This window comes from Psychromonas arctica DSM 14288 (assembly GCF_000482725.1).
In the GTDB taxonomy this organism is placed as follows: domain Bacteria; phylum Pseudomonadota; class Gammaproteobacteria; order Enterobacterales; family Psychromonadaceae; genus Psychromonas; species Psychromonas arctica.
On sequence record NZ_KI519477.1, the window covers coordinates 81,682 to 104,267 of the forward strand.

Genomic DNA, 22,586 nt, shown 5'->3' on the forward strand with positions numbered 1-22,586 from the left:
ATATTAGATGTTCTATTTGATCATTATGTGGTTACCAAACCATCAAAAATTAAGGTGAATCATGCCAGTTAATTCGATATTTGGAGTGTTTGCAAAATCTCCAATCAAACCGATCCAATTACACATGGACAAAGTTGCGACTTGTAGCGAATTGCTACTTCCATTTTTTGAAGCATGTTCAAAAAATGATTGGGTAGAAGCAGAAGTTGTGAGAAAGCAAATATCTCAATATGAGAAACAAGCCGATGAGCTAAAACGTGAATTACGCTTAACGCTGCCAAAAGGTTTGTTTATGCCTATTGACCGCGCTGATTTATTAGAGCTAGTTAATCGCCAAGATAAAATTGCTAATACAGCAAAAGACATTGCTGGGCGTACTTTTGGGCGTCAATTACAAATCCCTAATGAAATCTTCGTTGATTTTATGGCTTATGTACAACGCAGCCTAGATGCTATACAGCAAGCAAAAAATGCAATTAATGAGCTAGATGAATTGCTTGAAACGGGCTTTAAAGGTCGTGAAGTAGATATCGTTACTAAAATGATAGAAGTACTTGAAACGATTGAAGATGATACAGACTCATTGCAAATCAAACTTCGTCGTAACTTATTAGCCATTGAAGATAATTACAAACCTGTAGATGTCATGTTTTTGTATAAGATTCTCGAATGGGTAGGTAGTCTAGCCGATCACTCAGAATTAATCGGCACCCAGTTAGAACTTATTCTAGCTAGATCGTAGCTCTAAGGACTTTTTATGGAAATTTTAAACACATACGGCAGCATGTTAGTTATATTTGCTGGTGCAGTAGGCTTTTTAATGGCTTGGGGCATCGGTGCAAATGATGTTGCTAATGCAATGGGAACCTCTGTTGGTTCAAAAGCACTAACCATTAAACAAGCAATTATCATTGCAATGATTTTTGAATTTGCTGGTGCTTACTTAGCAGGTGGAGAAGTAACCTCTACGATCCGTAAAGGGATTATTGATGTCGCTTACTTTATTGACCAACCCGAGTTGCTCGTATTTGGTATGACTGCAGCACTATTAGCCGCAGGCTTATGGCTAATTATAGCCTCTTACTTCGGCTGGCCAGTATCAACAACGCATTCTATCGTTGGTGCTATCGTTGGTTTCTCTGCTGTTGGTGTCGGTGTTGATAGTGTCACTTGGAGTAAAGTAGTCGGTATTATCGGTAGTTGGATAATCACACCGCTAATTTCAGGGATTATTGCTTATTTCATTTTTATGAGTTCGCAAAAGCTAATCTTTAATACCAAAGATCCTATTGCTAATGCAAAACGCTTTGTACCTTTTTATATGTTTTTAGCTGGTTTTATCTTGTCATTAGTGACGATAACTAAGGGCCTTAAACATGTGGGCTTACATGTTAGTACCATGGAAGCCATCGCTTCTGCGGTGATCATTGGTTTGCTTGTGGCAATAACAGGTAAATTCTTTATTAATCGCGTTAAAATTGATCCACAAGCTGACAAACATATGCACTTTGCGAATGTTGAAAAAATATTTGCTGTATTAATGATTGTAACGGCATGTGCAATGGCATTTGCACATGGCTCAAATGATGTTGCAAATGCTATTGGACCACTTGCAGCGGTTGTCAGTATCGTTGAGCATAATGGTCAAATTGCAGCAAAAGCAGAGCTTGCATGGTGGATTTTACCACTAGGTGGTATTGGTATTGTATTAGGCCTTGCTATCTTTGGTAAACGTGTGATGGCGACCATAGGTAATGGTATTACACATTTAACACCTAGCCGAGGTTTTGCCGCAGAATTAGCCGCTGCCTCAACGGTTGTAATTGCATCGGGTACCGGTTTACCTATTTCTACTACGCAAACTTTAGTTGGTGCTGTATTGGGTGTAGGCATGGCACGTGGTATCGCTGCATTAAACTTAGGTGTTGTGCGTAATATTGTTATCTCTTGGATAGTGACATTGCCTATCGGCGCCGGTTTATCAATTGTATTTTTCTACATCTTAAAGAGTGTTTTTTCTTAATAAACGCTCATTAAGTCATGTATTGATCGAAAAAAGAGAGCTTAGGTTCTCTTTTTACTTTTACTGAGCTTTAATAACTTTTAGAATGACCACTCAATTTATTTGCTAAAAAGGTATTTCTTTTGAAATCAATTAAGTTTTTCTTATGTTTGCTGTTCTCTTCAAGCAGTTTTGCAGCCACACAATATGTCAGTGATAATCTTTCAATTTATATGCATTCAGGTCCTAGTCTTGAGTACCGCATTATCGGTACGATCGAAGTCGGCACAGCTGTCAGTACTTTAAAATACAATAGCAAAACAAAATTCATGCAAGTCAAATCTCCGACTGGCAAAGTCGGTTGGGTAAAATCAGGTGAGATTCAAGAGCAACCACCAGCAAAATCCTTATTACCTGAGCTACAAAAGAAATATCAAGAAAGCCAAGACAAGTTAAAAACCATTAACGATGATAATAAACAAGCATTAACAGAAAGTGAGCAAGCTATTATCGATAAAGATAGTTTAATCGCTCAGCTTGATAGTGAAAAAAGAGCATTACGCGATACCATTGCTGATTTAGAAGAACGTAATATGGAGTTAGATTTATTACAATCGACTAAAGATGAACGCATTAAGATGGAATGGTTAATGTACGGCGGTAGTGTTTTATTCTTTGGTTTATTAATTGGCTTAATTATTCCCTTTTTACCACGCCGTAAAAAACGCACTGATAACTGGTAATTGGCAATCGATAGCTAGTAATAATCGCGCTTACTCTTAAAGGTTCAAAGAGTAAGCGTGTTGCGCCTAACAAGCCATATAATAAAAGCTAACGACTGTAAAAAGTTAGTATTTAAACGTTACTACAATGCTTCTCAAACTCTTTTTGATTTTTTATACCTACTTTATTTATTAGGTGACCAATACTGCGCACGACAAAGAAATCAACTTAACCTTTCCAATCCTTTAATGACTCTAGAGTAAAACGCTGTTTTCCTAAACGAAAGACACTCTGTTGAGGCATTATTTCTACCAATTCAACCGCTCCAACATAATCACCAACTCGCATATCCACACCATTAATACGGATCCAGCGATCACTAGCTTTAGTTGAATAAACATGAGAGTCATAGCTCATCACAGGGACTTGATATTGGAATTGTGCAGGCATTTTTGTAATGTCAGATTCTACAACTGGTTGATCATTAACAACTTGGCTCGGCACTGATTGTTGGCCTTGCTCAAGTTCAACAGCTAACGCGAAACGTTGCTGTAAATCACTGGGCACATCGGCTAGCGCAAGACTATTTTCAACTTCATCACTTTTTGTTGTGGTAAGTTCTAATTTATCATTCTGTGTGTTTTTTTCTGCAGATATAAAAGTTTGTGTACTCGTAACTAGCGCTTTTTTCTGTAATTTGGGTAAAGGTTTAGTTTTGAAATCAATTTCACTAACCTCATGAATAGGCTCTCTTACCCATTTGGGCTGTTGTGATATAACAGGTACCACTTGAACGCTAGATGTTTGTGTAGGGCTTGCGGTGATGGTTACACGATTAGTATTTGCTGTCACACTCTCTACTGGTTTAAATAATAAATACAAAACCAGCACTAATAACAACACGATTATCAATAAAGCGGCTGCCACGACTAATTTCCAATTTTTATCTGTTGATTTATCTATCAATAGCGTCTCTGGATGATGCTTATTTTTTTCTAAAGCTTTTAATATCGTAGACATAACGATCCTATAACAACGATGGAATATTAGGTTCTGTTTGTTGCACTAAGAACATCAAGGTACGTCGCCCTACAATGCCGTCAGCAACTAACCCATTATCATTTTGAAATTCAATTACTTGTTCCTTGAGCTTCCAATCAAAGCGTTGTTTATTAGTCGTTTTCAGACCATACAAGTTATTTAATTGTGTGCTTAACCATACAACTCGCTGGCTTTTTTCACCGAATTTTAGAGGCTTACTAATATCAAAGGGAGTTCGCCATAATAAAGTCAGGCCGCCATTCCAATACTCTTCTAACCACTCTTCGGATACAGATATTTTTTGCTTACCTATTAACACTTCATATTGCGCTTTACCTTGCTGCTGGGTTTTATAAAGCACTGCATATACAACATCTTGATCGCTAGCCAGCTTAACCACCGCAGGATAATTTAACTGCTGTAGTTTTTGTAACGAAGTATTATCAGAAAAACATAACAATGAAGCAACCTCCCCCTGTTCACAGGTTGCATCCGCCAAATCAACTTGATAACCCCAAACTGCATATAAGGTTTGCAGCGCGTTTGCAAAGTAACCCTGGCTTAAGTCTAATTCAGGATAACTATCGAACCAGGTATAAATATCACTTTCTGAGTTTATACTTTCTGTCATTGTAGAAGGCAAAAGACTCACGTCATTAACTTCTGATTCTGTTTGCAGCTGTTCTGCTTTAACTTCTGCTACTTGTATTGATGTAGAGACCGATGCAGATGAGTCAGAAAAACTAAACTCCCTAAGAGTTTCAATGGCTTGTTGAGGTTGATTAAAATGGTGATATATTTTGGGTGCTTGCCAGACTGTGAACCCCGTTAACAGTAATAATAAAACAAACCGCCAAAACAGCTTAACGGATTCAGTTGCATGACCATCGTCTAGACTCAAATCAATTTCTTTTACCGCTAAATCGATCATTTTAGCCGTTACTTTAGGCGAACTTTGGCTATATGCACAGAGCATACTTCGATCGCAAATAAGATTAATTAAACGTGGGATACCTCGGCTATATTTAAATATACGCTTTAATAATCGAGTTTCAAAAATAGGATAGCTTGCCCCCGCTACGTTGAGGCGATGTTGTATATAATATTCACTTTCTTGCAAAGTCAGTGGCAATAAATGATAACGTGCAGTAATACGTTGTGCCAATTGGCGTAATTTATTTTCTTTAAGTTTTTGTTGTAGCTCCGTCTGTCCAATCAAAATAACTTGTAATGGTTTTTTATTGTTGGACTCAATATTAGTTAACAACCTTAATTGCTCTAGCACTGAAAAACTTAAATGTTGCGCTTCATCAATTAGCACAATTGCACTACGTCCTTTCTCTAAATTGTTCAACATCCAACCACTGATCGCATCAAATAAAGTTTTTAAACTCGCTCTACTCTGTTCATATTCAATATTGAGTTGATCACAAATAGTCGCTAATAACTCAACTTCTGTTTGTGCTGGGTTCAGTATGAAAGCGATATCCGTTTCTGCTGGCATATCCTCTAACAGTGCTCGGCATACAGTAGTTTTACCTGTACCGACTTCTCCTGTTAATAAAACAAAACCACCATTGCCCTGTAAGCCATACATTAAGTGTGCAAGAGCTTCTTTATGGCGATCACTTAAAAATAAAAAGTCGGGATCGGGAGAAATTGAAAATGGTTGTTCTTTTAACGAAAAAAATTCTTGATACATTTTAAACCTTAAACAATGTGTTGAGCCTATTGGATCAGGATCAGAGAACCAGCTTGCCTTAATGAATATCATAAACGATTTATTGGTGAAACATTTTAGAAACCAATTACTACTTCGACATTACTCAAGCTTAACAAGAGTTATAACTAATATTCAGCGAGATACCTGCTATTATTTTAGAAACACAATGACAAGTTTCTGCATCTTCAGATAGTTTCAGTATAATAACCAAATAATTCATTAAGGGGGAAACTATGCGTGTATTTTTAGTTGGCGGCGCAGTTAGAGATCAACTATTAGGGCTCGAAGTTAAAGACCGTGACTTCGTGGTAATTAATAGTACCCCAGAGCACATGCTAACACAGGGCTTCAATCAAGTAGGCAAAGACTTCCCAGTATTTTTACATCCTAAAACAGGAGAAGAATATGCACTGGCAAGAACAGAGCGCAAGCAAGGGATTGGTTATACAGGTTTTAGCTGCTACGCGGGTCAAGATGTCAGTTTAGAAGATGATCTCGCACGACGCGATCTCACCATCAATGCAATAGCTCAATCTGCAGATCAAAAATTAATTGACCCCTATGGTGGCCAACAAGATTTAGAGAGGAAAACATTACGTCATATCAGCCCTGCATTTAGTGAAGATCCCTTAAGAGTTTTACGGGTAGCTCGCTTCGCAGCACGTTTCGCTAAACTTGGTTTTAGCATCGCAGAAGAAACACAGCAACTAATGGCTAATATTGCTAAAAGTGGTGAGCTACAGAGCTTAAGCCCAGAGCGAATTTGGACTGAAACAGAAAAAGCCTTACAAACCGATAGCCCACAAACATATTTTCAAGTGTTACGAGATTGTGGTGCTTTAGCGGCACTATTCCCCGAAGTTGATAACTTATATGGTGTACCCGCCCCTAAACGCTGGCACCCAGAGATAGATACCGGAATTCATACCTTAATGGTGGTGGAGCAAGCGGCTTTACTCTCTGATTCTGTCGCCTTTCGGTTTGCTTGTTTAGTACATGATTTAGGCAAAGCATTAACTCCTGAGAGTGAATGGCCAAGCCATAAAGGCCACGGAATGAAAGGGTTATCAGTGATTAAAAAGTTCTGTAAGCGCTTAAAGATACCTAATGATTGTCGAGATTTAGCACTGTTAGTTAGCGAACACCATACTAATATCCACAGTGCTTTTGAATTAAGAGCAAGCACCATGGTGGGGATCATGGATAAATGTGATGCATGGCGTAAACCTGAACGCTTCCAACAAATGTTGCAATGTTGTGTCGCAGACTCAAAAGGACGTACCGGTTTTGAGTTATTACCTTATCCAACAGCCGATTATATGTGGCAAGCATTTCAACAAGCTTTAAAGGTTGATATCCAAGCGATTATCAAAGCAGGTTTTCAAGGTGTGGAAATCAGACACAAACTAAATGAACAGCGTATTCAGAAAGTGCAAGCATTCAAAGAGCAGCATTCACGTTAAGTAAACCTGACTAAAGAAGCAGATAACGCTCTCTTTAGTCAGGGTTTAGTAAAAGTAAACAGTGAGCAAAAATCGACCTTTATTAAAAATCACGCTAATACATAAAATAAAGCGGCGCCTAATAATAAACGATAGATAACAAAAGGCAGCATACCGACCTTATTCAGTAGTATTAAGAAAACATGAATGCATAAAATAGCACTGATAAATGAAACACCTGCGCCTAACAATAACGACGGCCAATCAACATACTCGTCCGATAAAATAAACTTTAATAAGTCATAGCCTGATGCCATAGCAATAATTGGAATTGACATTAAAAAGGAAAAACGTGCTGCAGCATTACGTGTTAAACCAAGCATTAAAGCGGCCGTTATCGTAATACCTGAGCGAGACGTCCCAGGAATAAGCGCTAATGCTTGTGCAAAACCTAAGAAAATAGCCCCTTTTAATCCCGTTTGATACTCTGTTTTTACTTGTTTTGCTTTGCTATCCGCCCACCATAATAATAAACCAAATAAGATGGTCGTCACTGCAATCACATAACCACTACGTAAATACAATTCAACATAATCTTTGCCAAAAAAACCAATCGCAGCAGCAGGAATAGTAGCGAGAATAATCCACCATGCCAATTTACTGTCTTGACTATGATTTTTATTCTTAACTGAATCAACCCAAGCAACAGACATATTGACCACTTCACGGTAAAAATAAATAAGAACAGCCGCTAAGGTGCCTATATTTAATACTAAATCAAAGGCTAAGCCTTGGTCTTGCCAGCCAAATAATACCGACGGTAAAATTAAGTGGGCTGAGCTAGAAATAGGTAAAAACTCAGTTAAACCTTGTATCAAGGCTAATACTACAACTTCTAAAGTACTCATTGTGTTCTCGTTTAATAAAATAGTAATGGCTTTATTGTTAGAAAATAGGTCTAACTACTTCCCATAATTTTTGCGTATGTTTAGGGTACTCTGCCCAAAGTTGTTGATAACTAATCGCTAATATAGGATGCTGTAAAGTTGGGGCTAATTCCGCTAAAGGCTGCAATACAAATGCATTTTTAGTAATTTCAGCCCGCGGAAGATCATAACTCGCGTCAACCTTTTGATCATATAATAATAAGTCTAAATCTAAGGTTCTTGGTGCATATTTAATCGCTTTTAGTGGCCGCCCTAACTGTATTTCTATTGCTTTTAATATCGCAATTACCGCTTGGACAGATAACTCACTATTAAATTCAGCGACTAAATTATAAAAATTACCACCGTCAAAGCCAACGGCTTCACTTTCAAATACTCGAGATAACTGAAGATCTGGAAAGTGTGTTTTCAACAGCAAGACACCTTGACGAATATTTTCATCACGATCGATACTTGAACCGATACCAATAAAAATATGCGCCATTACTTACTGCCACGCTCTATTTGCACACCTAAACTTTGTGCATTCGCTAATGCGCCAGGTTTATGTAACGTTAATTTAATCCATGGCACCGAAAACTCTTGCATAATCAAGGCTGCAACACGCTCAGCCATTGTTTCAATTAATTCAAACTGATTTTGCTGGGCAAACTTATTAACGCACTCTGAGACACTAAAATAATTTAGGGCTAGATTAATATCATCGCTGTCGGCAGCTGGGCGATTATCGAAAGCCATTTCTAAATCAAAATACAATTTTTGTTGAACCGATTTTTCCCAGCCATACACGCCAATTGTACTAATCACTTGTAGCTGCTTAATAAAAACAATATCCATTTTAAACCCCATGATGTGTCTATTTTTTAGTCGCTGATACTTTTTTTTGTAGTGCTTAACGCGTAAACTCGACACGTTATATTGAATATTATAATAAGATGGTCAAATTTTTATCTTGATATCTATTATGATGCGCCACATTTTACCTGATTGGGATTAAATAAGTACCATGATTATACTGGCTACACTTATTTTTAGCATATCTGCTTATTTTATTGGCGGGCTAAATGGCGCAATTTTATTATGTAAAATAAAAGGTTGGCCAGATCCTCGCTCACAAGGCTCCAAAAATCCTGGTGCAACTAACATCCTTCGCCTTCACAGTGCGCAAGCAGCCAGTTTAGTGTTTATTTTCGATCTTTTAAAAGGTGCTTTCCCTGTTTATTTTGCTTATTACCTTGGTATCCCACCTTTTGCTATTGGTTTTATTGGTATTGCGACTTGTTTAGGGCATATTTTTCCAGCTTATTTTGATTTTAAAGGGGGAAAAGGGGTTGCAACAGGATTAGGCATATTATTACCCTTAGGTATGGACATGACTGGATTAACTTTAATTACTTGGTTATCAGTCATTGCTATGAGTGGCTACGCTTCATTGGCAGCAATCATTACTGCTATTGCTGCTCCAGTCTTTGTCAATTATATTAAACCAGAGTTCACATTACCTGTTCTAATGTTATCGTGTTTAATTATTGTGAGTCATATCAGTAATATTAGAAGGCTACTGACAGGTAAAGAAAAGAAAATAGTGAACTGGAAACAATAATATCCATAAAGAGATTGGTAGTTAATGGCAATCTCGTTATAATTAATACTTTAACAACAAGCTAACTTGAATATTAGTTTTTATTAACATTTACAGGAGTTCACGTGATCCTTATTAAACGTCTTAGCCTATTTATTGCGCTTTCATTAAGCCTATTTAGTGCACCAAGCTTTACACAAGATCTATCTGAAGAAGCGATTGCGAATCGTATCGCCCCGATTGGTGATGTTTATATTGATGGTGAAATTGAAACTGCAAGTGCAGGTAACGATTCAAGTGAACCAGCAGGTCCTCGATCAGGTGAGAAAATTTACAATACATATTGTGTAGCATGTCATGCTACTGGAGCCGCTGGCGCACCTATCAAAGGTAATGCAGATGCGTGGCAGCCTCGTGTTGCACAGGGTGAAGAAACTTTAATTACCCATGCAATACAAGGATTTAATGCTATGCCAGCTCGAGGTACTTGTAGCGACTGTAGCGATGATGAAATCGCTTCAACGGTTAAGTTTTTAATTAAAGATTTATATTAATCAACTAATTAAACTGCTCTTTCAATAAAAAAAGCGAATTGATATTCGCTTTTTTTGTTTTTATTTTATGAAAAGGAAATAGATTATGCGTTTATTACACACTATGTTACGTGTAGGTGATTTACAAAAGTCATTGGATTTCTATCAACAAGTATTAGATATGAAACTATTACGTCAATCCGAAAATGCTGAGTATAAATATACTCTTGCTTTTTTAGGTTACGGTGATGAGCTTAATACAACGGTGATAGAGCTAACTTACAACTGGGGAACAGAGAGCTATGACTTAGGCAATGCTTACGGACATATTGCAATCGAAACTGATGATATTTACCAAACTTGTGAAAAAATAAAAAGTTTAGGCGGTGTGATCACTCGTGAGCCGGGCCCAGTAAAAGGCGGCACCACAGTGATTGCATTCGTAAAAGACCCAGACGGTTATATGATTGAACTGATCAATAAAAAGGATGCAGGTAAAGGCTTAGGTCACCCCTCACTTTAAGTTGCTACTGCTGAACAACTGAAAGCAAAAAGGCTGATTCAAATCAGCCTTTTATAATCATTAGCAATCAAGAGACAAACATTAGCGACTTATTTTGGTAAGAAACCCACTTTGTCATAAACTTTTGCAAGTGTTTCTGCAGCACGTTGACGTGCCTTTTCAGCGCCTACTCTTGCCATTGCTTGTAATGCCTGCTCATCTGCACGTAATGCTTTAAAACGTGATTGAATTGGCTCAAGTAATGTCACAACAGCATCTGCGGTATCAGATTTTAAATGCCCATACATTTTATCTTCATACTCTGGGATCAAGCTTTCGATGCTTTTACCCGTAGAGCATGAAAGTAAGGTCAATAGGTTAGACACGCCAGGTTTTTCAACTGTATCAAAATAAATACGCGCTTTGTCATCAGAGTCTGTCGCTGCACTTTTTATTTTTTTCATGATCTTCTTCGGATCTTCTAATAATGCAATAAAGTTCTTCTCATTGTCATCGGACTTAGACATTTTTTTGGTCGGTTCTTGTAAACTCATAATGCGCGCACCATGCTCTGGAATCGCAGGTTCAGGCACAACAAACGTATCGCCATAAGCATTATTAAAACGTGAAGCAATATCCCGTGCAAGCTCAAGATGTTGTTTTTGATCACTGCCTACAGGTACACTTTGTGGACCATATAAAAGAATATCCGCAGCCATTAATACTGGATAGGAGAATAATCCGGCAGTAATATTACTAACATTTCGCTGTGATTTTTCTTTGAATTGCGTCATACGATTCAATTCACCCATTTGTGTATAGCAGTTCAAAATCCATGCAAGCTCTGCATGCTCTGGCACTTGTGACTGAATAAACATAGTGCTTTTTTGTGGATCAATACCCACTGCTTGATACATTGCTAATCCATCATAGATAGCACTACGCAATGCTTTAGGATCTTGACGTACAGTGATGGCATGCAAATCAACAAGACAAAATAAGCAATCATGCGTCTCTTGCATAGCAACCCATTGACGTAGGGCGCCCATATAGTTGCCAATAGTTAAGCCACCTGAAGGCTGACAGCCACTTAATACAACTGGTTTAGTCATCTTTAATTTCCTTCATTACTTTTATAGTAATGTTAATAATTCATCGAAATGATTAATAATATAATCAGGGTTAATATCTGCGATGGGCTCACCATAGTTATAACCGTAAGTTAGTGCGATTGTTTTTATCTTTGCATTTTGCCCAGCTAAAATATCATTACGCGAATCACCCACCATCACCGCTTGAGATAATGCGACATTAAAATATTCACAGGCATGATTTACTTGCATTGGATCAGGTTTATTTTTACTCAAGGTATCACCACCCAGTAGTAAATCAAAGCAACGATTAATACCAAAATAAGCCAGTAATTTCGGTAAAAATTGCTCCGCCTTGTTGGTGATTAACGCAATTTTGTAGCCTTTATCTTGGAGTGAAAATAAAGTACTTCTAACCGCAGGGTATAATCCAGATTCGGTATTTAAAAATTGCTGGTAATACCCTTCAAATATAGAGACTGCGTGAGTTAATTCAGCTTCAGAGCTTGCTTTACCCAGTACATGTAGCAAGCTACGCTCGACCATTTTAGGAATACCATCACCAACCCAGGTTTTAACCAATAGATCATTAACATGAGGCAAAACCAAGTCATCTAGCATCGCATTTAATGCTAAACGCAAATCCGGCACACTGTTCACGAGTGTGCCATCAAGATCAAAACAAATTAGTTTAATATCAGTTAATTTAGGCATAATAATATTTCACTATTTTGCTTGTGCTAATTGCTCACGCATTTCGTCAATCACTGCTTTATAATCAGGCTGGTTAAAAATAGCTGAACCGGCAACAAACATATCAGCGCCCGCTTCTGCGATCTCTTTAATATTGTCAGTTTTAACGCCGCCATCTACCTGTAAGCGAATATCACGGCCACTTTGATCGATCAATTTTCTTACTTGGCGTAATTTTTCAAGTGTATGAGGAATAAATGATTGCCCACCAAAACCAGGGTTTACTGACATTAGAAGAACAACATCTAACTTATCTATAACATGGGTTAATTGTTCTAGTGAAGTCGCAGGATTTAACACTAAACCCGCTTTACAACCATGGTCTTTAATTAATTGTAATGAGCGATCAACATGTTTTGATGCTTCAGGGTGGAAAGTGATAATAGAGGCACCTGCTTCTGCAAACTGAACAATCATGCTGTCTACTGGTTCAACCATTAGGTGAACATCAATGGGTGCAGTAATACCATAGTCACGTAGTGCTTTACATACCATCGGACCGATCGTTAAGTTGGGTACGTAATGGTTATCCATTACGTCAAAATGCACAACATCTGCACCATCATCAAGTACTTTTTGAACGTCATCACCTAAACGCGCAAAATCTGCAGATAAAATTGAAGGTGCAATTAAATAATCAGTCATGGTAGTGCTTCCCTAAATAGAAATGAGCTAAATAATGAGTGCATTATTCTACCTAAGGCGGCTCTAACACACTAATTTTTATTTGTGATGTGGCGACTAAATAAGTTATTTTTGAAGTTTGTCTCTAGGATCCTTTTTTAGCGGGGAAAAAGGCAAATAACTCTGCAACAGGTTTACGATCCGTAGACTTGCTACTGATCGTTCGCGATACAAAAATTTTGTCACAATCAGCCTCTCTGTATAACTCTTGCGTTAGCGTCGTATCATGATTACTCAATAATACTGCCGCTTTACTTTCCCTCGCCAATTTTGCTAGTTGGGCTTGATCATCTAAGCTAAAACCTTGTGTTGCATAACTAGTAAAAGAAGCACTTTTACTTAAAGGTACATAGGGAGGATCACAATACAGTACGTCACTATCACGTAAATACAAAAAGAGTTTTTGATAAGGTTTGCAGGTAAACGTGGCTTTTTTTGCTTTTTCAGCAAAAAACAATAACTCAGCCTCTGGAAAATAAGGTTGTTTATAGCGTCCAAAAGGTACATTAAAACCGCCGCTTTTATTATAACGACACAAACCATTATAACCATGACGATTCATGTATAAGAATAATAATGAACGCAGATATACATCCTGACTGCCGTTAAATTTATCTCGTAATTGGTAATACACAGCCTCTTGATTATATTCAGGCTGAAAATAGATTTTTGCATCACGAATAAACTGCTTGGGTTTACGCTTAATAATTTTATACATTTCAATAAGATCAGGGTTGATATCATTGAGAACATACTCATCATAATCACTGTTTAAAAATACAGAACCGGCACCAACAAAAGGCTCAATTAAACGCTTTGCAGCAGGTAAGCGAGCATTGATTTGCTCCGTTAATGTGTATTTACCACCAGCCCATTTTAAAAAGGCTCTATTTTTTTTATTCATTGTTTAACCGCAAATCATTGTGTACTACTTGCCATTTTTTAACCCAAGAAGGCATATTTCTAAATGCATTGGGTAAGTTTTTAGCTGCTAATTGGGCAGACTTTACTGAGTCATAATCACCATAAATAATGACATACCAAGGCTTTGCCTGGCGAACTGTTTGATAGATATATATATTTTCCAACGATGAACGATATTGTTTTTGAAATTCAATTAAATATTCACGAGAAGCCATACCTGAAAGTTGTAACGTGTAATGACTCGCGTTCTTTGCAAACAGAGTCTCTGAGTCGGTAAACAAGCTATATTGCTTAACACTTGTGTTTGCATTATTGACTTGTTGAATTGCGGTTTCTACTAGCGCATTATTAATATTCACTGGTAATTTCTCTGCAACACTTAACGGCTGTGCTTTATTATTAAGCTCATTACCACTGCTTAGAGCTTCGTTGCCAGCATCTGAGACTGTTTCGATAGTATCTTGTTTGTCTAATGGTGTTTCTTGTATTGTCGTTGCAGATTGTTCACTATTTAATAGGCTCTTTGAGTCATTTAAATTATCTGCAACCATTTCATTTTCAAATAAATTATTTTCGTTATCAACCGGGAGCCTTAACAATAAAGGGACTTGCTGTTCATGCTCTGTTTGATTCACTTTATCAGTAGATACTTCACTGCTAGTTAAGGGATCAATCGAATCATCCTCAAGCAACGTTTGTTCATTTGCATCAACATCTTTTGCGTCAATCGCAACGGATAATTCTAATAGTTGCTGTCCAGATATCACCACTCGCTTCTCTGTCGCATCAGATAAACCGACTAGGCTTTGGTTGTCGATAACGTCAAGATCAAGATCTGCCCATGAAGCGGCTAGCTTTTCCGGTCCTTTATTTAGCGCTGTTGGAGTAGCTGAGGCGTTACGTTTTAAGCCTTCACTGTCTTCTTCACTACCTTCTACAGCATTCACTTCGATACTATTGTGCTCTTCGGGCATCCCCTCCATTGCCTTAATTTCTTCTAAGGCAATATAATTGCTATCAATGGGCGCCTCTGCATTTGCAGCTTCTAAGCGTGATTTATTGGGAATAAATTTGGGGTATAGGTAAACTGCAAAAGCACTCACAATAGCAACTAAAACAAGCATCAAGGCAAGAGCAGGTAATCGTGTTTGAACCCATGAAGTAGTAATAGGCTTCAATAACCCTTGGCTTAAATCATCGGCCAGTTTAATTATTTTTTGTGGGTTACCATGACATAACTTAAGTTGTTTATTTAGTGCATCTTGATGTTGAAGTTTTGCATGATAGTCAACTTGTTGAAAGTTATGCTGTAATAACGCATTCGCTTCCTGTGTGTTAAGTACTGGTAGTGTTAATTCAACGTGGTTTAAAAAATCTTTAGTTCGACTCGCAAGATGGGTATCTATATAGTTTAAATACTGCTCGGTGGCTGCTTGATCAGTGAGTAACAGGACATTAAGTGTATTGTCTTGCGCAAGACTGCTATCTGACAATAACTCGCATAATTCGACGATAAAATCAGCGGGCAAATGCTCAGCATTATCGATAATAATGAGTCGATTAAGAGAACGGTTTTCAGCCTGTTGTAGGCGTAAAATACTATCCAACAACTTATCTTCTGCATTGAATAACGCTTTATCAAATAGCTGGGCGATTATTTGCTGGCGCAACTTAGCAGCTGTTGGTTCATTAACCAATGAAACATAAACCTGTTGTAAATCAGCAGATAATGTATTGGATAAGTTTTCTGTCAGTGTACTTTTCCCAGCGCCTGCTTCACCAGACACAAAGATAAGAGAAGAAGATAAGTAGATAAGGTGTTGCAGCCTTTCTATCAGCTGCAACTGAGAAGGGAGCGAAATTAATGTCCTTTCGACCATGATTGATTATGATTCTATAACGTCACGAAGAACAACATCACTCACATTATCAAATAATGCACTGGTACCGATCGATGTCGGCAGTACTAAACGTAATTGTCCGTTAAGCACTTTTTTATCTAATTGCATATGCTCTGCAAAATGTTGATATTGCATTTCAGGTGGTGCAGCTAATGGCAAATCAAAGGCTTCAATAAGATCAATAATTTGTTCTACTTCTGTATGTTCAATTAAACCTAATACATAGGATGTTTCAGCAGCTAATACCATTCCCACAGCCACGGCTTCACCATGCAACCAATTGCCATAACCTTGCTCAGCTTCAATAGCATGACCAAAGGTGTGACCAAGATTTAATAGCGCTCGAATACCATGTTCTTTTTCATCTAAAGCCACTACTTCAGCTTTAATAGCACAACAACGTTTAATCATATAAGTGATAGCTGTTGCATCAAGTGACTTGATCGCTTCAATATTGTTTTCTAACCAAATAAAGAAATCTTGATCGTAAATAATGCCATATTTAATCACTTCGGCCATGCCCGCGGCAAACTCACGCGCAGGTAATGTTTTTAAGCATTCAATATCAATAACAACAGCTTGTGGCTGATAGAAAGCCCCAATCATATTTTTACCTAGAGGATGATTAACAGCTGTTTTACCGCCCACGGAAGAATCAACTTGTGATAACAAAGTGGTTGGTATTTGTAGAAAAGCAATACCGCGCTGATAACATGCAGCAGCAAAACCTGCCATATCTCCAATAACACCGCCACCTAATGCAATAATAGTGGTATCTCTGGCATGTTTTTTTGCTAACAGCTCACTTAATATCGTCTCAAATGTGCTTAAATTTTTATATTGCTCGCCATCAGGTAAAATGACTTCATCTATTTGATAATCTTTTAATGTGTTTTTACACGCTTCTAAATAAAGCGGAGCAACCACATCATTAGTCACAATCATGACCTTTTTGCCGCTAATAGCGCCACTAAACAATGAAGTATCTGCTAATAAGTCTGGCCCAATAGAGATAGGGTAACTACGATCACCTAGATCAACGAGTAATTTTTCCATTAAAAATCCAATAAAGCGATGATTTGACTTGCAACAACTTTTGCACTTTGCTCGTCAGTTTCAATAACATAATCTGCAGCTTCTTCATACAGTGCGTTGCGATTTTCTGCCAATGTTTCTAGGACTGATTGAGGATCATCTGTTTGTAAAAGAGGTCTACGTTTATCTTTTAATGTTCTTGCTAACTGTTTTTGCACACTTGTTTTTAAATAAACGACAATGCCACGAGCAGATAGGTGAGTTCTGTTTTCTTGACGAATAACCGCTCCACCGCCTGTTGCTAAAACAATGCCATGCTTTTTAGTTAGTTCATCTAACATTTCTTGCTCGCGGTTTCTAAAACCTTCTTCACCTTCCACGTCAAATACCCAAGCAATATCTGCGCCGGTTTTACGTTCAATTTCACTATCTGAATCAAGAAAGTCTAAGTGCAGCATTTGTGCTAGTTGACGGCCAATTGTGCTTTTACCAGCCCCCATTGGGCCAATTAGGAATATATTACGCTGTTCTGCCATGTTGAATGTTTACTCAAGTGGTTGATTACTGGGAAGCCCCTTAAAAATTAAAGAGAAGTGCCTTATTATCGCAATTGTTAATAAGGTATTGCAAGCCATAAAAAAATAAGCCTGAAGATAAACCTCAGGCTGATAGTAAAAATTGAGTATCTAATTAATATTTTGTTTGCATTACGATACGTGGTGTAACAAAAATTAATAACTCAGCTTTGCTGTTATTCTGACTGGTACTTCTGAAAAAGTAACCTAGGTAGGGAATATCGCCTAACAATGGTACTTTCTTAGTCGAGTGTGTAACTTGCTGCTGGTAAATACCCCCCAGTACTAAGGTTTCACCGTTATCAACTAATACCTGTGTTGCAATTTCTTGTGTGTTAATTGAAACGACTTCACCTGTACCCGTGGAGATAGTATCGCCAATAGAGTCTTGAGTAATCACCAAATCCAAGATCAGTTTATTATCGGGTGTAATTTGTGGTGTCACTTCTAAGCTGAGTACCGCTTTTTTGAAACTCACCGAAGTAGCACCTGATGACGACGATTCTACATAAGGTACTTCCGTACCCTGCTCAATATAAGCCGTTTGTTGATTTAATGTGGTAATACGTGGGCTAGCAATGATTTCTGCTTTATTTTCTTGCTCTAATGCTGATAGCTCTAAATCTAAAATATCACCATTTGCGAATCTAGCGACTTGAAATGCAATTGAACCAGCAACTGATGAAGCAGGCAGATTAACGTTTAAGCGATCATTAACATCACCCGTTGTTCCTCCTTCAATACCAGCAATAGATCCAGAGGTAGATAAGCTATTATTGGATGAGTCATCTGTTTTTGTAGCTGAAACTCCCCATTGAATACCTAAATCTTCACCTACGGAATCACTGACGGTAACCATGCGCGCTTCGATAACAACTTGGCGCACAGCAATATCCAATACCTCAACCATTTCTTTCACTGAATCAATCACAGAGGCTGTATCTTTAATTAATAACGTATTGGTACGAGCATCAATACTGACATTTCCGCGTTCAGAAAGCAGGCTTGCACTATTGCCTGATAACATAGCCGCAATATCCGCTGCTTTTGCATAATTAATTTGAATAAATTCTGAATATAAAGGGGCCAAATCTTCAACTTGTTTATTCGTTTCTAGTTGTTCACGTTCTTTAGCAGCTAATTCAGTGGCAGGTGCGATCATCAGCACATTGCCATCCATGCGCTTACCTAAACCTCTTACTTTTAAGATAATGTCTAAAGCTTGCTCCCAAGGAACATCATCAAGACGTAAAGTGATATTGCCGCTAACAGAGTCAGTGATCACCAAGTTGAGGCCATTAAAGTCAGCAATCAACTGCAATACGGTACGTACAGGAATATCTTGAAAGTTAAGCGAAATAGCCTTTCCTTCGTACACGGTCTCTTTTTTATCTTTTGGTTTTTCAGACACTTCAATCATAAATAATGTATCTAACTGATCGTAGCGGTAGTTGTACTCATCTTTGATATTAAAAACAAAACGTGTTTTACCATCTTCTCTGAAGGTTTCGACTTTTTCTACGATTGTAGAAAAATCAACTACATCCATTATATATAATAATTCGTTTGGAATATAAGTACTTTGAAATTCGGCAATTAACTGTTGGTCACGGCGGCGAATATCAACGGCAACACTGGAGTTATCTAAATAAACAAACAGTTTGCCTTGACCTTCGGAACCTCGTTTAAAATCAATATCAGAAATGGTATTAACATAACCCTTCGGTTTTTCAACTGATGCGGTGGTTGACTTCTCTTTAGTTGATTTAGTGACACTATTTTGTGAAGTTTGAACACCTGTATTTTGTAAAATCGCAGCAGCAATACCAGCTTCTGATTGCGTTGTTATCGATTTTTGTACTGCATCACCAAAGCGAACGGTCAAATAATTGCCCTGTTGGAAGATGCGATAAGGCAGTAACCCGTCGAGGTTAATCACTAGTCGAAGACCATCAGAAGTTCGACTAGTTTCAATCTCATTAATACCATTTTTATTAATTTCGACAGGGTTAATCTCAAGCACTGAAGTGGCATCTTTAATATCAATGACTAATTTATTTGGACGATAATGCAACTTATCTGCGTAACTATTAATCAGTGCATTAAACCCAAATTTTAGCTCCAACCTACCATCAGACATCGGATTGACATCCAATTTATTGAGTTGCGGCTCAGCAGCCACAAAGGAAGACAACAAAAACAATGTAACCCCAATACATGACAGCATTGTTTGTTTAATATTTCTAAATTTCATGATTTAAATTTCATCCCTGATTAAATTCATTGTAACTGTAATGTAAGCTGAGTAATTCGTTCTTGCCAACATCCGCTGCTATCTGATGCTAACTCTAATAGATCAATTTGTGAGGCGGTCACTTTTAATACTTTGCCATGATTTAATCCTAAAAAATATCCGGGTTTAACTCTATGTATTTCATTACCTGCAACTTGTACTAATGCCCACAGTTGATCATTAATCTCCAAAGTCCCACGCATTTTCATACCGCTAAGAGAGAACATTTCTAATGCTTCTTTCTTGCGCTCAAAGTTAGGTTGGGGACAACTTTTAGGTGTATTTCTGACTTCTGTAGCAACTTCTGCTTGAGGCTGAGAAAAAGGGCTTCTAGCTTCTTCCTGAGTGTAAGTCAGCGTATCGATTTTTTTCAACACAGGAATGTCATCATTTAACGGATAGACTTTAGACTTGCTCTCAGCAACAAATACCTCTAGATCATCGACTTGTACATCAACACAGGCAACCAAAGAAAAGCTCATTAACAAAGGTAATAATTTTTTCACTAAGGCTCCTCTTTATAACGATAGCTTTTAGCAACTATCTCTAACAATAGAGTATTTTTATCATTATGTTTTAAACGCAAGTTATCCAATATCACAATACGAGGAAGTGCTGCAATATCCGCTGAAAATTTACCTAGTTGTTCATAAGTACCCACCACTTTAATACTAATTGGCACTTCTTCAGCAAGCTCTAATTGTTTTTTAACCCCCCAATTTAAACTATTAAATTGAAGGCCATTATTAGAACCAATAAAGCTAATATCGTCTAACAGGCTTGCTAGCTCTTTTTTACTTGGTAGCTTATTGACTAAGCCATCTAATATCACTTCGATCTCTTTCATTTGTTCACGATAGGCTTCAAGATTTGAAGAAATAGCCGCTTTAACAGTAAATTCTTTTTTAAGGGCAATTTCTTTTGCTTCTACTCGCTCCAATTGTTTCAGTTGGTCATCAATCACATAGTAATAAAAGCCACCTACGAACAGAATACAAACGATTAAAATGGTAATTGCTTTATGTAGGTTAGGCCAGCTACCGATAGTTTCTAAATCTAACTCGTTAAGATTCATTATTTTAATCCTTCTTCAGGCAGAACGATAAAATTCATTGCAAACTTATAAAGCTTAATCGGTTTATCAGGACCACTAACAATAGAAGGTAATGATGCATCACCTAACCAACCAGAATTATCAACATTTCTAACCATATTACTAACTCGGCCATTAGACTCAGTCAGCCCTTTCACATCGATACGACCATCTTTAAAGGCCACTGAATCAACATAAACACCGGCGGGAGTGACTACGGGTAATGTATTAAAAAAACGTGTGATCAAATTACGACGCTCTTCCAATTCTTGAATCAAGTTAATACGTCGTACTAACTCTGCTTTTTCCTTTTTAATATTACGAATTTCTGCAATGCGGCGATCTAAAATAATTGTCTGAGTCTGTAAAAATTGGTTACGTGAATTCTGTGCTCCAATTAACTCATCTACATATAGTTTGCCTAAATAACATAAGCTTAATGTGATTAGACAACACATACCTAGCAATACAAAAAAGGCTATTTTTTTCTTCTTTTTGTACTCTTCACGCCAGGGTAATAGGTTTATATTTGACACTATATAACTCCTCTTAATGCCAAACCTAGCGCCATCATATACTTACTACCTGATTGCGTAAGCACTCCTTTATCAGCCTTGTTTTTGAATTCAAAACCTAGATAAGGATCTGCAACTTCAACTTCAATATCTAATTCAGCTCTTAACTGCTCTACTAACTCAGGCATTAACACACCTCCCCCTGTTAATATTAACTTAGTAATAGCAACGTTATTAGGAGAGTTAGTAAACATACGTAAATCAAAGCGCAGGTGATTGACCGTCATACTCACAAATGGCGCGATGACATCAGATTGGCAGTCGACGGGTAAGTCATTCTCTAATTTTGCTTTTTCTGCATCCGGAAGTGAAAGCGTATAACGATCAGCAATCATTTGCGTGCATACTGCACCACCATGATTTTTATTACGAGTAAAAATAACATTACCTTGATATAAAACACTCAACATCATTTGTGAGGTGCCAATATCCACAACAGCAATGCCATGATTGTAATCTTCTGGGGTAAAAACTAACTCAGAGGATCGAGCAAGAGCATGACTTGCCACATCAACAATAGTAGTGGTTAAACCACTTTCATCAACACACTGTGCCTGTGATAAAACACGCTCTTTTCGAGCCGCACTGACCAAAATATCATTTAAAGCGCTATCAGCTTCATTCGGCCCCATTATTTCAAAATCGATAAAGATTTCATCCAATGGAAAAGGAATAATTGTTTCTGCTTCTAACTCAATACGAGCTTCCAAATCTAATTCATTTAAATCGGAACTCATGGTTATAACTTTTGTCATAACGTCTGCACCCATTACTGCAATGGCTGCGTTTTTATAATTGCTAGGAAAGGATTTTCTTAAACGTTTAATTATTAAGGTTACTTTATCAATATCTTCTAAGCGGTTATCAACTATCAACCCTTTTGGAACCGCAGCCTCTGCGACACCATCAATTTGATAGGTTCCTTGCCCCTTAGAGAGTGCAATAGCTTTGATTGAATGTGAGCCGAAATCAATGCCAATGACACCGCTCGGACCTAATCTTTTAAACCCAGAGAACATAACTTCCTTGCTGCAGTAAATGTTAATAAAAATAGTTAATTGAAATAAAATACGAGCTTGCGTCTCAATTAGATAACGTTCAAATTGAATAAGTCACAGTTCCCTCTTTAACTCATGATTTATAACTATATACTACATATCCAATATA

At 37.6% G+C, this 22,586-nt stretch carries 24 protein-coding genes; 7 read left to right on the top strand and 17 right to left on the bottom strand.

What is annotated here, in order from left to right:
- The first annotated feature begins 61 nt into the window (after positions 1-61).
- The 3 genes from H592_RS0111900 to H592_RS0111910 all read left to right on the top strand — a co-directional run bounded on the left by H592_RS0111900 (position 62) and on the right by H592_RS0111910 (position 2,745).
- Positions 62-742 carry a TIGR00153 family protein gene (locus H592_RS0111900; protein WP_028868957.1) on the top strand — a complete coding sequence of 227 codons (681 nt, stop codon included), beginning with the start codon at positions 62-64 and terminating at the stop codon, positions 740-742.
- A gap of 15 nt (positions 743-757) precedes the next feature.
- On the top strand, positions 758-2,023 hold the full coding sequence (locus H592_RS0111905; protein ID WP_028868958.1) for an inorganic phosphate transporter: 1,266 nt from the start codon (positions 758-760) through the stop codon (positions 2,021-2,023).
- Positions 2,024-2,145: 122 nt separating this feature from the next.
- Entirely contained in the window at positions 2,146-2,745 is a 600-nt protein-coding gene (locus H592_RS0111910) for a TIGR04211 family SH3 domain-containing protein (protein WP_028868959.1), read from the top strand.
- A 208-nt stretch (positions 2,746-2,953) separates the two neighbouring features.
- Here H592_RS0111910 and H592_RS0111915 read toward each other — a convergent pair whose 3' ends face one another.
- Positions 2,954-3,745 carry a general secretion pathway protein GspB gene (locus tag H592_RS0111915; protein WP_028868960.1) on the bottom strand — a complete coding sequence of 264 codons (792 nt, stop codon included), beginning with the start codon at positions 3,743-3,745 and terminating at the stop codon, positions 2,954-2,956.
- Between the two features lie 7 nt (positions 3,746-3,752).
- Positions 3,753-5,468, bottom strand: a complete 1,716-nt coding sequence (locus H592_RS24805; protein ID WP_028868961.1) for an ExeA family protein — start codon at positions 5,466-5,468, stop codon at positions 3,753-3,755.
- 254 nt (positions 5,469-5,722) lie between these two features.
- On the opposite strand from H592_RS24805, the gene H592_RS0111925 reads away from it, so the two are divergent.
- On the top strand, positions 5,723-6,952 hold the full coding sequence (locus tag H592_RS0111925) for a multifunctional CCA addition/repair protein (RefSeq protein ID WP_028868962.1): 1,230 nt from the start codon (positions 5,723-5,725) through the stop codon (positions 6,950-6,952).
- A gap of 89 nt (positions 6,953-7,041) precedes the next feature.
- Here H592_RS0111925 and H592_RS0111930 read toward each other — a convergent pair whose 3' ends face one another.
- Genes H592_RS0111930 through folB form a run of 3 tightly spaced genes read right to left on the bottom strand, consistent with a single transcriptional unit; the run spans position 7,042 to position 8,715 of the window.
- The gene (locus H592_RS0111930) at positions 7,042-7,839 is read right to left on the bottom strand and encodes an undecaprenyl-diphosphate phosphatase (protein ID WP_028868963.1); all 798 of its coding nucleotides are present in this window, start codon (positions 7,837-7,839) and stop codon (positions 7,042-7,044) included.
- A gap of 37 nt (positions 7,840-7,876) precedes the next feature.
- Entirely contained in the window at positions 7,877-8,362 is a 486-nt protein-coding gene (folK, locus tag H592_RS0111935) for a 2-amino-4-hydroxy-6-hydroxymethyldihydropteridine diphosphokinase (RefSeq protein WP_028868964.1), read from the bottom strand.
- A complete protein-coding gene (folB, locus tag H592_RS0111940) occupies positions 8,362-8,715 on the bottom strand; it encodes a dihydroneopterin aldolase (protein WP_028868965.1) in 354 nt (117 codons plus the stop codon). The genes folK and folB overlap by 1 nt, the downstream gene beginning before the upstream one ends.
- A 169-nt stretch (positions 8,716-8,884) precedes the next feature.
- Between folB and plsY the strand changes: the two genes are divergently transcribed.
- From plsY to gloA, 3 genes are all read left to right on the top strand, one after another.
- Positions 8,885-9,481 carry a glycerol-3-phosphate 1-O-acyltransferase PlsY gene (plsY, locus tag H592_RS0111945; RefSeq protein WP_028868966.1) on the top strand — a complete coding sequence of 199 codons (597 nt, stop codon included), beginning with the start codon at positions 8,885-8,887 and terminating at the stop codon, positions 9,479-9,481.
- A gap of 113 nt (positions 9,482-9,594) precedes the next feature.
- Positions 9,595-10,014, top strand: a complete 420-nt coding sequence (locus tag H592_RS0111950; RefSeq protein WP_409077621.1) for a c-type cytochrome — start codon at positions 9,595-9,597, stop codon at positions 10,012-10,014.
- An 85-nt stretch (positions 10,015-10,099) separates the two neighbouring features.
- On the top strand, positions 10,100-10,516 hold the full coding sequence (gene gloA, locus H592_RS0111955; RefSeq protein WP_028868968.1) for a lactoylglutathione lyase: 417 nt from the start codon (positions 10,100-10,102) through the stop codon (positions 10,514-10,516).
- 89 nt (positions 10,517-10,605) lie between these two features.
- On the opposite strand, the gene trpS is transcribed toward gloA, so the two are convergent.
- From trpS to pilM, 12 genes are all read right to left on the bottom strand, one after another.
- Entirely contained in the window at positions 10,606-11,607 is a 1,002-nt protein-coding gene (gene trpS, locus H592_RS0111960) for a tryptophan--tRNA ligase (protein ID WP_028868969.1), read from the bottom strand.
- A 21-nt stretch (positions 11,608-11,628) separates the two neighbouring features.
- Positions 11,629-12,300, bottom strand: a complete 672-nt coding sequence (locus tag H592_RS0111965; protein WP_028868970.1) for a phosphoglycolate phosphatase — start codon at positions 12,298-12,300, stop codon at positions 11,629-11,631.
- A 12-nt stretch (positions 12,301-12,312) separates the two neighbouring features.
- Positions 12,313-12,984 carry a ribulose-phosphate 3-epimerase gene (rpe, locus tag H592_RS0111970; RefSeq protein WP_028868971.1) on the bottom strand — a complete coding sequence of 224 codons (672 nt, stop codon included), beginning with the start codon at positions 12,982-12,984 and terminating at the stop codon, positions 12,313-12,315.
- A gap of 124 nt (positions 12,985-13,108) precedes the next feature.
- Entirely contained in the window at positions 13,109-13,927 is an 819-nt protein-coding gene (locus tag H592_RS0111975) for a Dam family site-specific DNA-(adenine-N6)-methyltransferase (RefSeq protein WP_028868972.1), read from the bottom strand.
- A complete protein-coding gene (locus tag H592_RS0111980; protein ID WP_028868973.1) occupies positions 13,920-15,827 on the bottom strand; it encodes an AAA family ATPase in 1,908 nt (635 codons plus the stop codon). Before H592_RS0111980 ends, H592_RS0111975 begins: the two co-directional genes overlap by 8 nt.
- A gap of 6 nt (positions 15,828-15,833) precedes the next feature.
- A complete protein-coding gene (gene aroB, locus H592_RS0111985) occupies positions 15,834-16,904 on the bottom strand; it encodes a 3-dehydroquinate synthase (protein WP_028868974.1) in 1,071 nt (356 codons plus the stop codon).
- Entirely contained in the window at positions 16,904-17,419 is a 516-nt protein-coding gene (gene aroK / locus H592_RS0111990) for a shikimate kinase AroK (RefSeq protein ID WP_028868975.1), read from the bottom strand. Before aroK ends, aroB begins: the two co-directional genes overlap by 1 nt.
- Positions 17,420-17,573: 154 nt before the next feature.
- Positions 17,574-19,712, bottom strand: a complete 2,139-nt coding sequence (locus H592_RS0111995) for a type IV pilus secretin PilQ (RefSeq protein WP_028868976.1) — start codon at positions 19,710-19,712, stop codon at positions 17,574-17,576.
- A 26-nt stretch (positions 19,713-19,738) separates the two neighbouring features.
- Positions 19,739-20,257, bottom strand: a complete 519-nt coding sequence (locus H592_RS0112000; protein WP_028868977.1) for a pilus assembly protein PilP — start codon at positions 20,255-20,257, stop codon at positions 19,739-19,741.
- Positions 20,257-20,826 carry a type IV pilus inner membrane component PilO gene (locus H592_RS0112005; RefSeq protein WP_051369153.1) on the bottom strand — a complete coding sequence of 190 codons (570 nt, stop codon included), beginning with the start codon at positions 20,824-20,826 and terminating at the stop codon, positions 20,257-20,259. The genes H592_RS0112000 and H592_RS0112005 overlap by 1 nt, the downstream gene beginning before the upstream one ends.
- Positions 20,826-21,380, bottom strand: a complete 555-nt coding sequence (locus H592_RS0112010) for a PilN domain-containing protein (RefSeq protein WP_028868979.1) — start codon at positions 21,378-21,380, stop codon at positions 20,826-20,828. Before H592_RS0112010 ends, H592_RS0112005 begins: the two co-directional genes overlap by 1 nt.
- Positions 21,380-22,438 carry a type IV pilus assembly protein PilM gene (pilM, locus tag H592_RS0112015; RefSeq protein ID WP_028868980.1) on the bottom strand — a complete coding sequence of 353 codons (1,059 nt, stop codon included), beginning with the start codon at positions 22,436-22,438 and terminating at the stop codon, positions 21,380-21,382. Before pilM ends, H592_RS0112010 begins: the two co-directional genes overlap by 1 nt.
- Positions 22,439-22,586: the final 148 nt, after the last annotated feature.

Bases quoted from the DNA above. Each gene is read 5' to 3' on its own strand.
- H592_RS0111965 (WP_028868970.1), bottom strand. From the start codon at position 12,300: ATGCCTAAATTAACTGATATTAAACTAATTTGTTTTGATCTTGATGGC.
- folB (WP_028868965.1), bottom strand. From the start codon at position 8,715: ATGGATATTGTTTTTATTAAGCAGCTACAAGTGATTAGTACAATTGGC.
- H592_RS0112005 (WP_051369153.1), bottom strand. From the start codon at position 20,826: ATGAATCTTAACGAGTTAGATTTAGAAACTATCGGTAGCTGGCCTAAC.
- H592_RS0111905 (WP_028868958.1), top strand. From the start codon at position 758: ATGGAAATTTTAAACACATACGGCAGCATGTTAGTTATATTTGCTGGT.
- trpS (WP_028868969.1), bottom strand. From the start codon at position 11,607: ATGACTAAACCAGTTGTATTAAGTGGCTGTCAGCCTTCAGGTGGCTTA.
- plsY (WP_028868966.1), top strand. From the start codon at position 8,885: ATGATTATACTGGCTACACTTATTTTTAGCATATCTGCTTATTTTATT.
- H592_RS0111980 (WP_028868973.1), bottom strand. From the start codon at position 15,827: ATGGTCGAAAGGACATTAATTTCGCTCCCTTCTCAGTTGCAGCTGATA.
- H592_RS0111930 (WP_028868963.1), bottom strand. From the start codon at position 7,839: ATGAGTACTTTAGAAGTTGTAGTATTAGCCTTGATACAAGGTTTAACT.
- H592_RS0111915 (WP_028868960.1), bottom strand. From the start codon at position 3,745: ATGTCTACGATATTAAAAGCTTTAGAAAAAAATAAGCATCATCCAGAG.
- rpe (WP_028868971.1), bottom strand. From the start codon at position 12,984: ATGACTGATTATTTAATTGCACCTTCAATTTTATCTGCAGATTTTGCG.
- pilM (WP_028868980.1), bottom strand. From the start codon at position 22,438: ATGTTCTCTGGGTTTAAAAGATTAGGTCCGAGCGGTGTCATTGGCATT.
- H592_RS0111975 (WP_028868972.1), bottom strand. From the start codon at position 13,927: ATGAATAAAAAAAATAGAGCCTTTTTAAAATGGGCTGGTGGTAAATAC.
- H592_RS24805 (WP_028868961.1), bottom strand. From the start codon at position 5,468: ATGTATCAAGAATTTTTTTCGTTAAAAGAACAACCATTTTCAATTTCT.
- aroK (WP_028868975.1), bottom strand. From the start codon at position 17,419: ATGGCAGAACAGCGTAATATATTCCTAATTGGCCCAATGGGGGCTGGT.
- folK (WP_028868964.1), bottom strand. From the start codon at position 8,362: ATGGCGCATATTTTTATTGGTATCGGTTCAAGTATCGATCGTGATGAA.
- aroB (WP_028868974.1), bottom strand. From the start codon at position 16,904: ATGGAAAAATTACTCGTTGATCTAGGTGATCGTAGTTACCCTATCTCT.
- H592_RS0111995 (WP_028868976.1), bottom strand. From the start codon at position 19,712: ATGAAATTTAGAAATATTAAACAAACAATGCTGTCATGTATTGGGGTT.
- H592_RS0111925 (WP_028868962.1), top strand. From the start codon at position 5,723: ATGCGTGTATTTTTAGTTGGCGGCGCAGTTAGAGATCAACTATTAGGG.
- H592_RS0111900 (WP_028868957.1), top strand. From the start codon at position 62: ATGCCAGTTAATTCGATATTTGGAGTGTTTGCAAAATCTCCAATCAAA.
- gloA (WP_028868968.1), top strand. From the start codon at position 10,100: ATGCGTTTATTACACACTATGTTACGTGTAGGTGATTTACAAAAGTCA.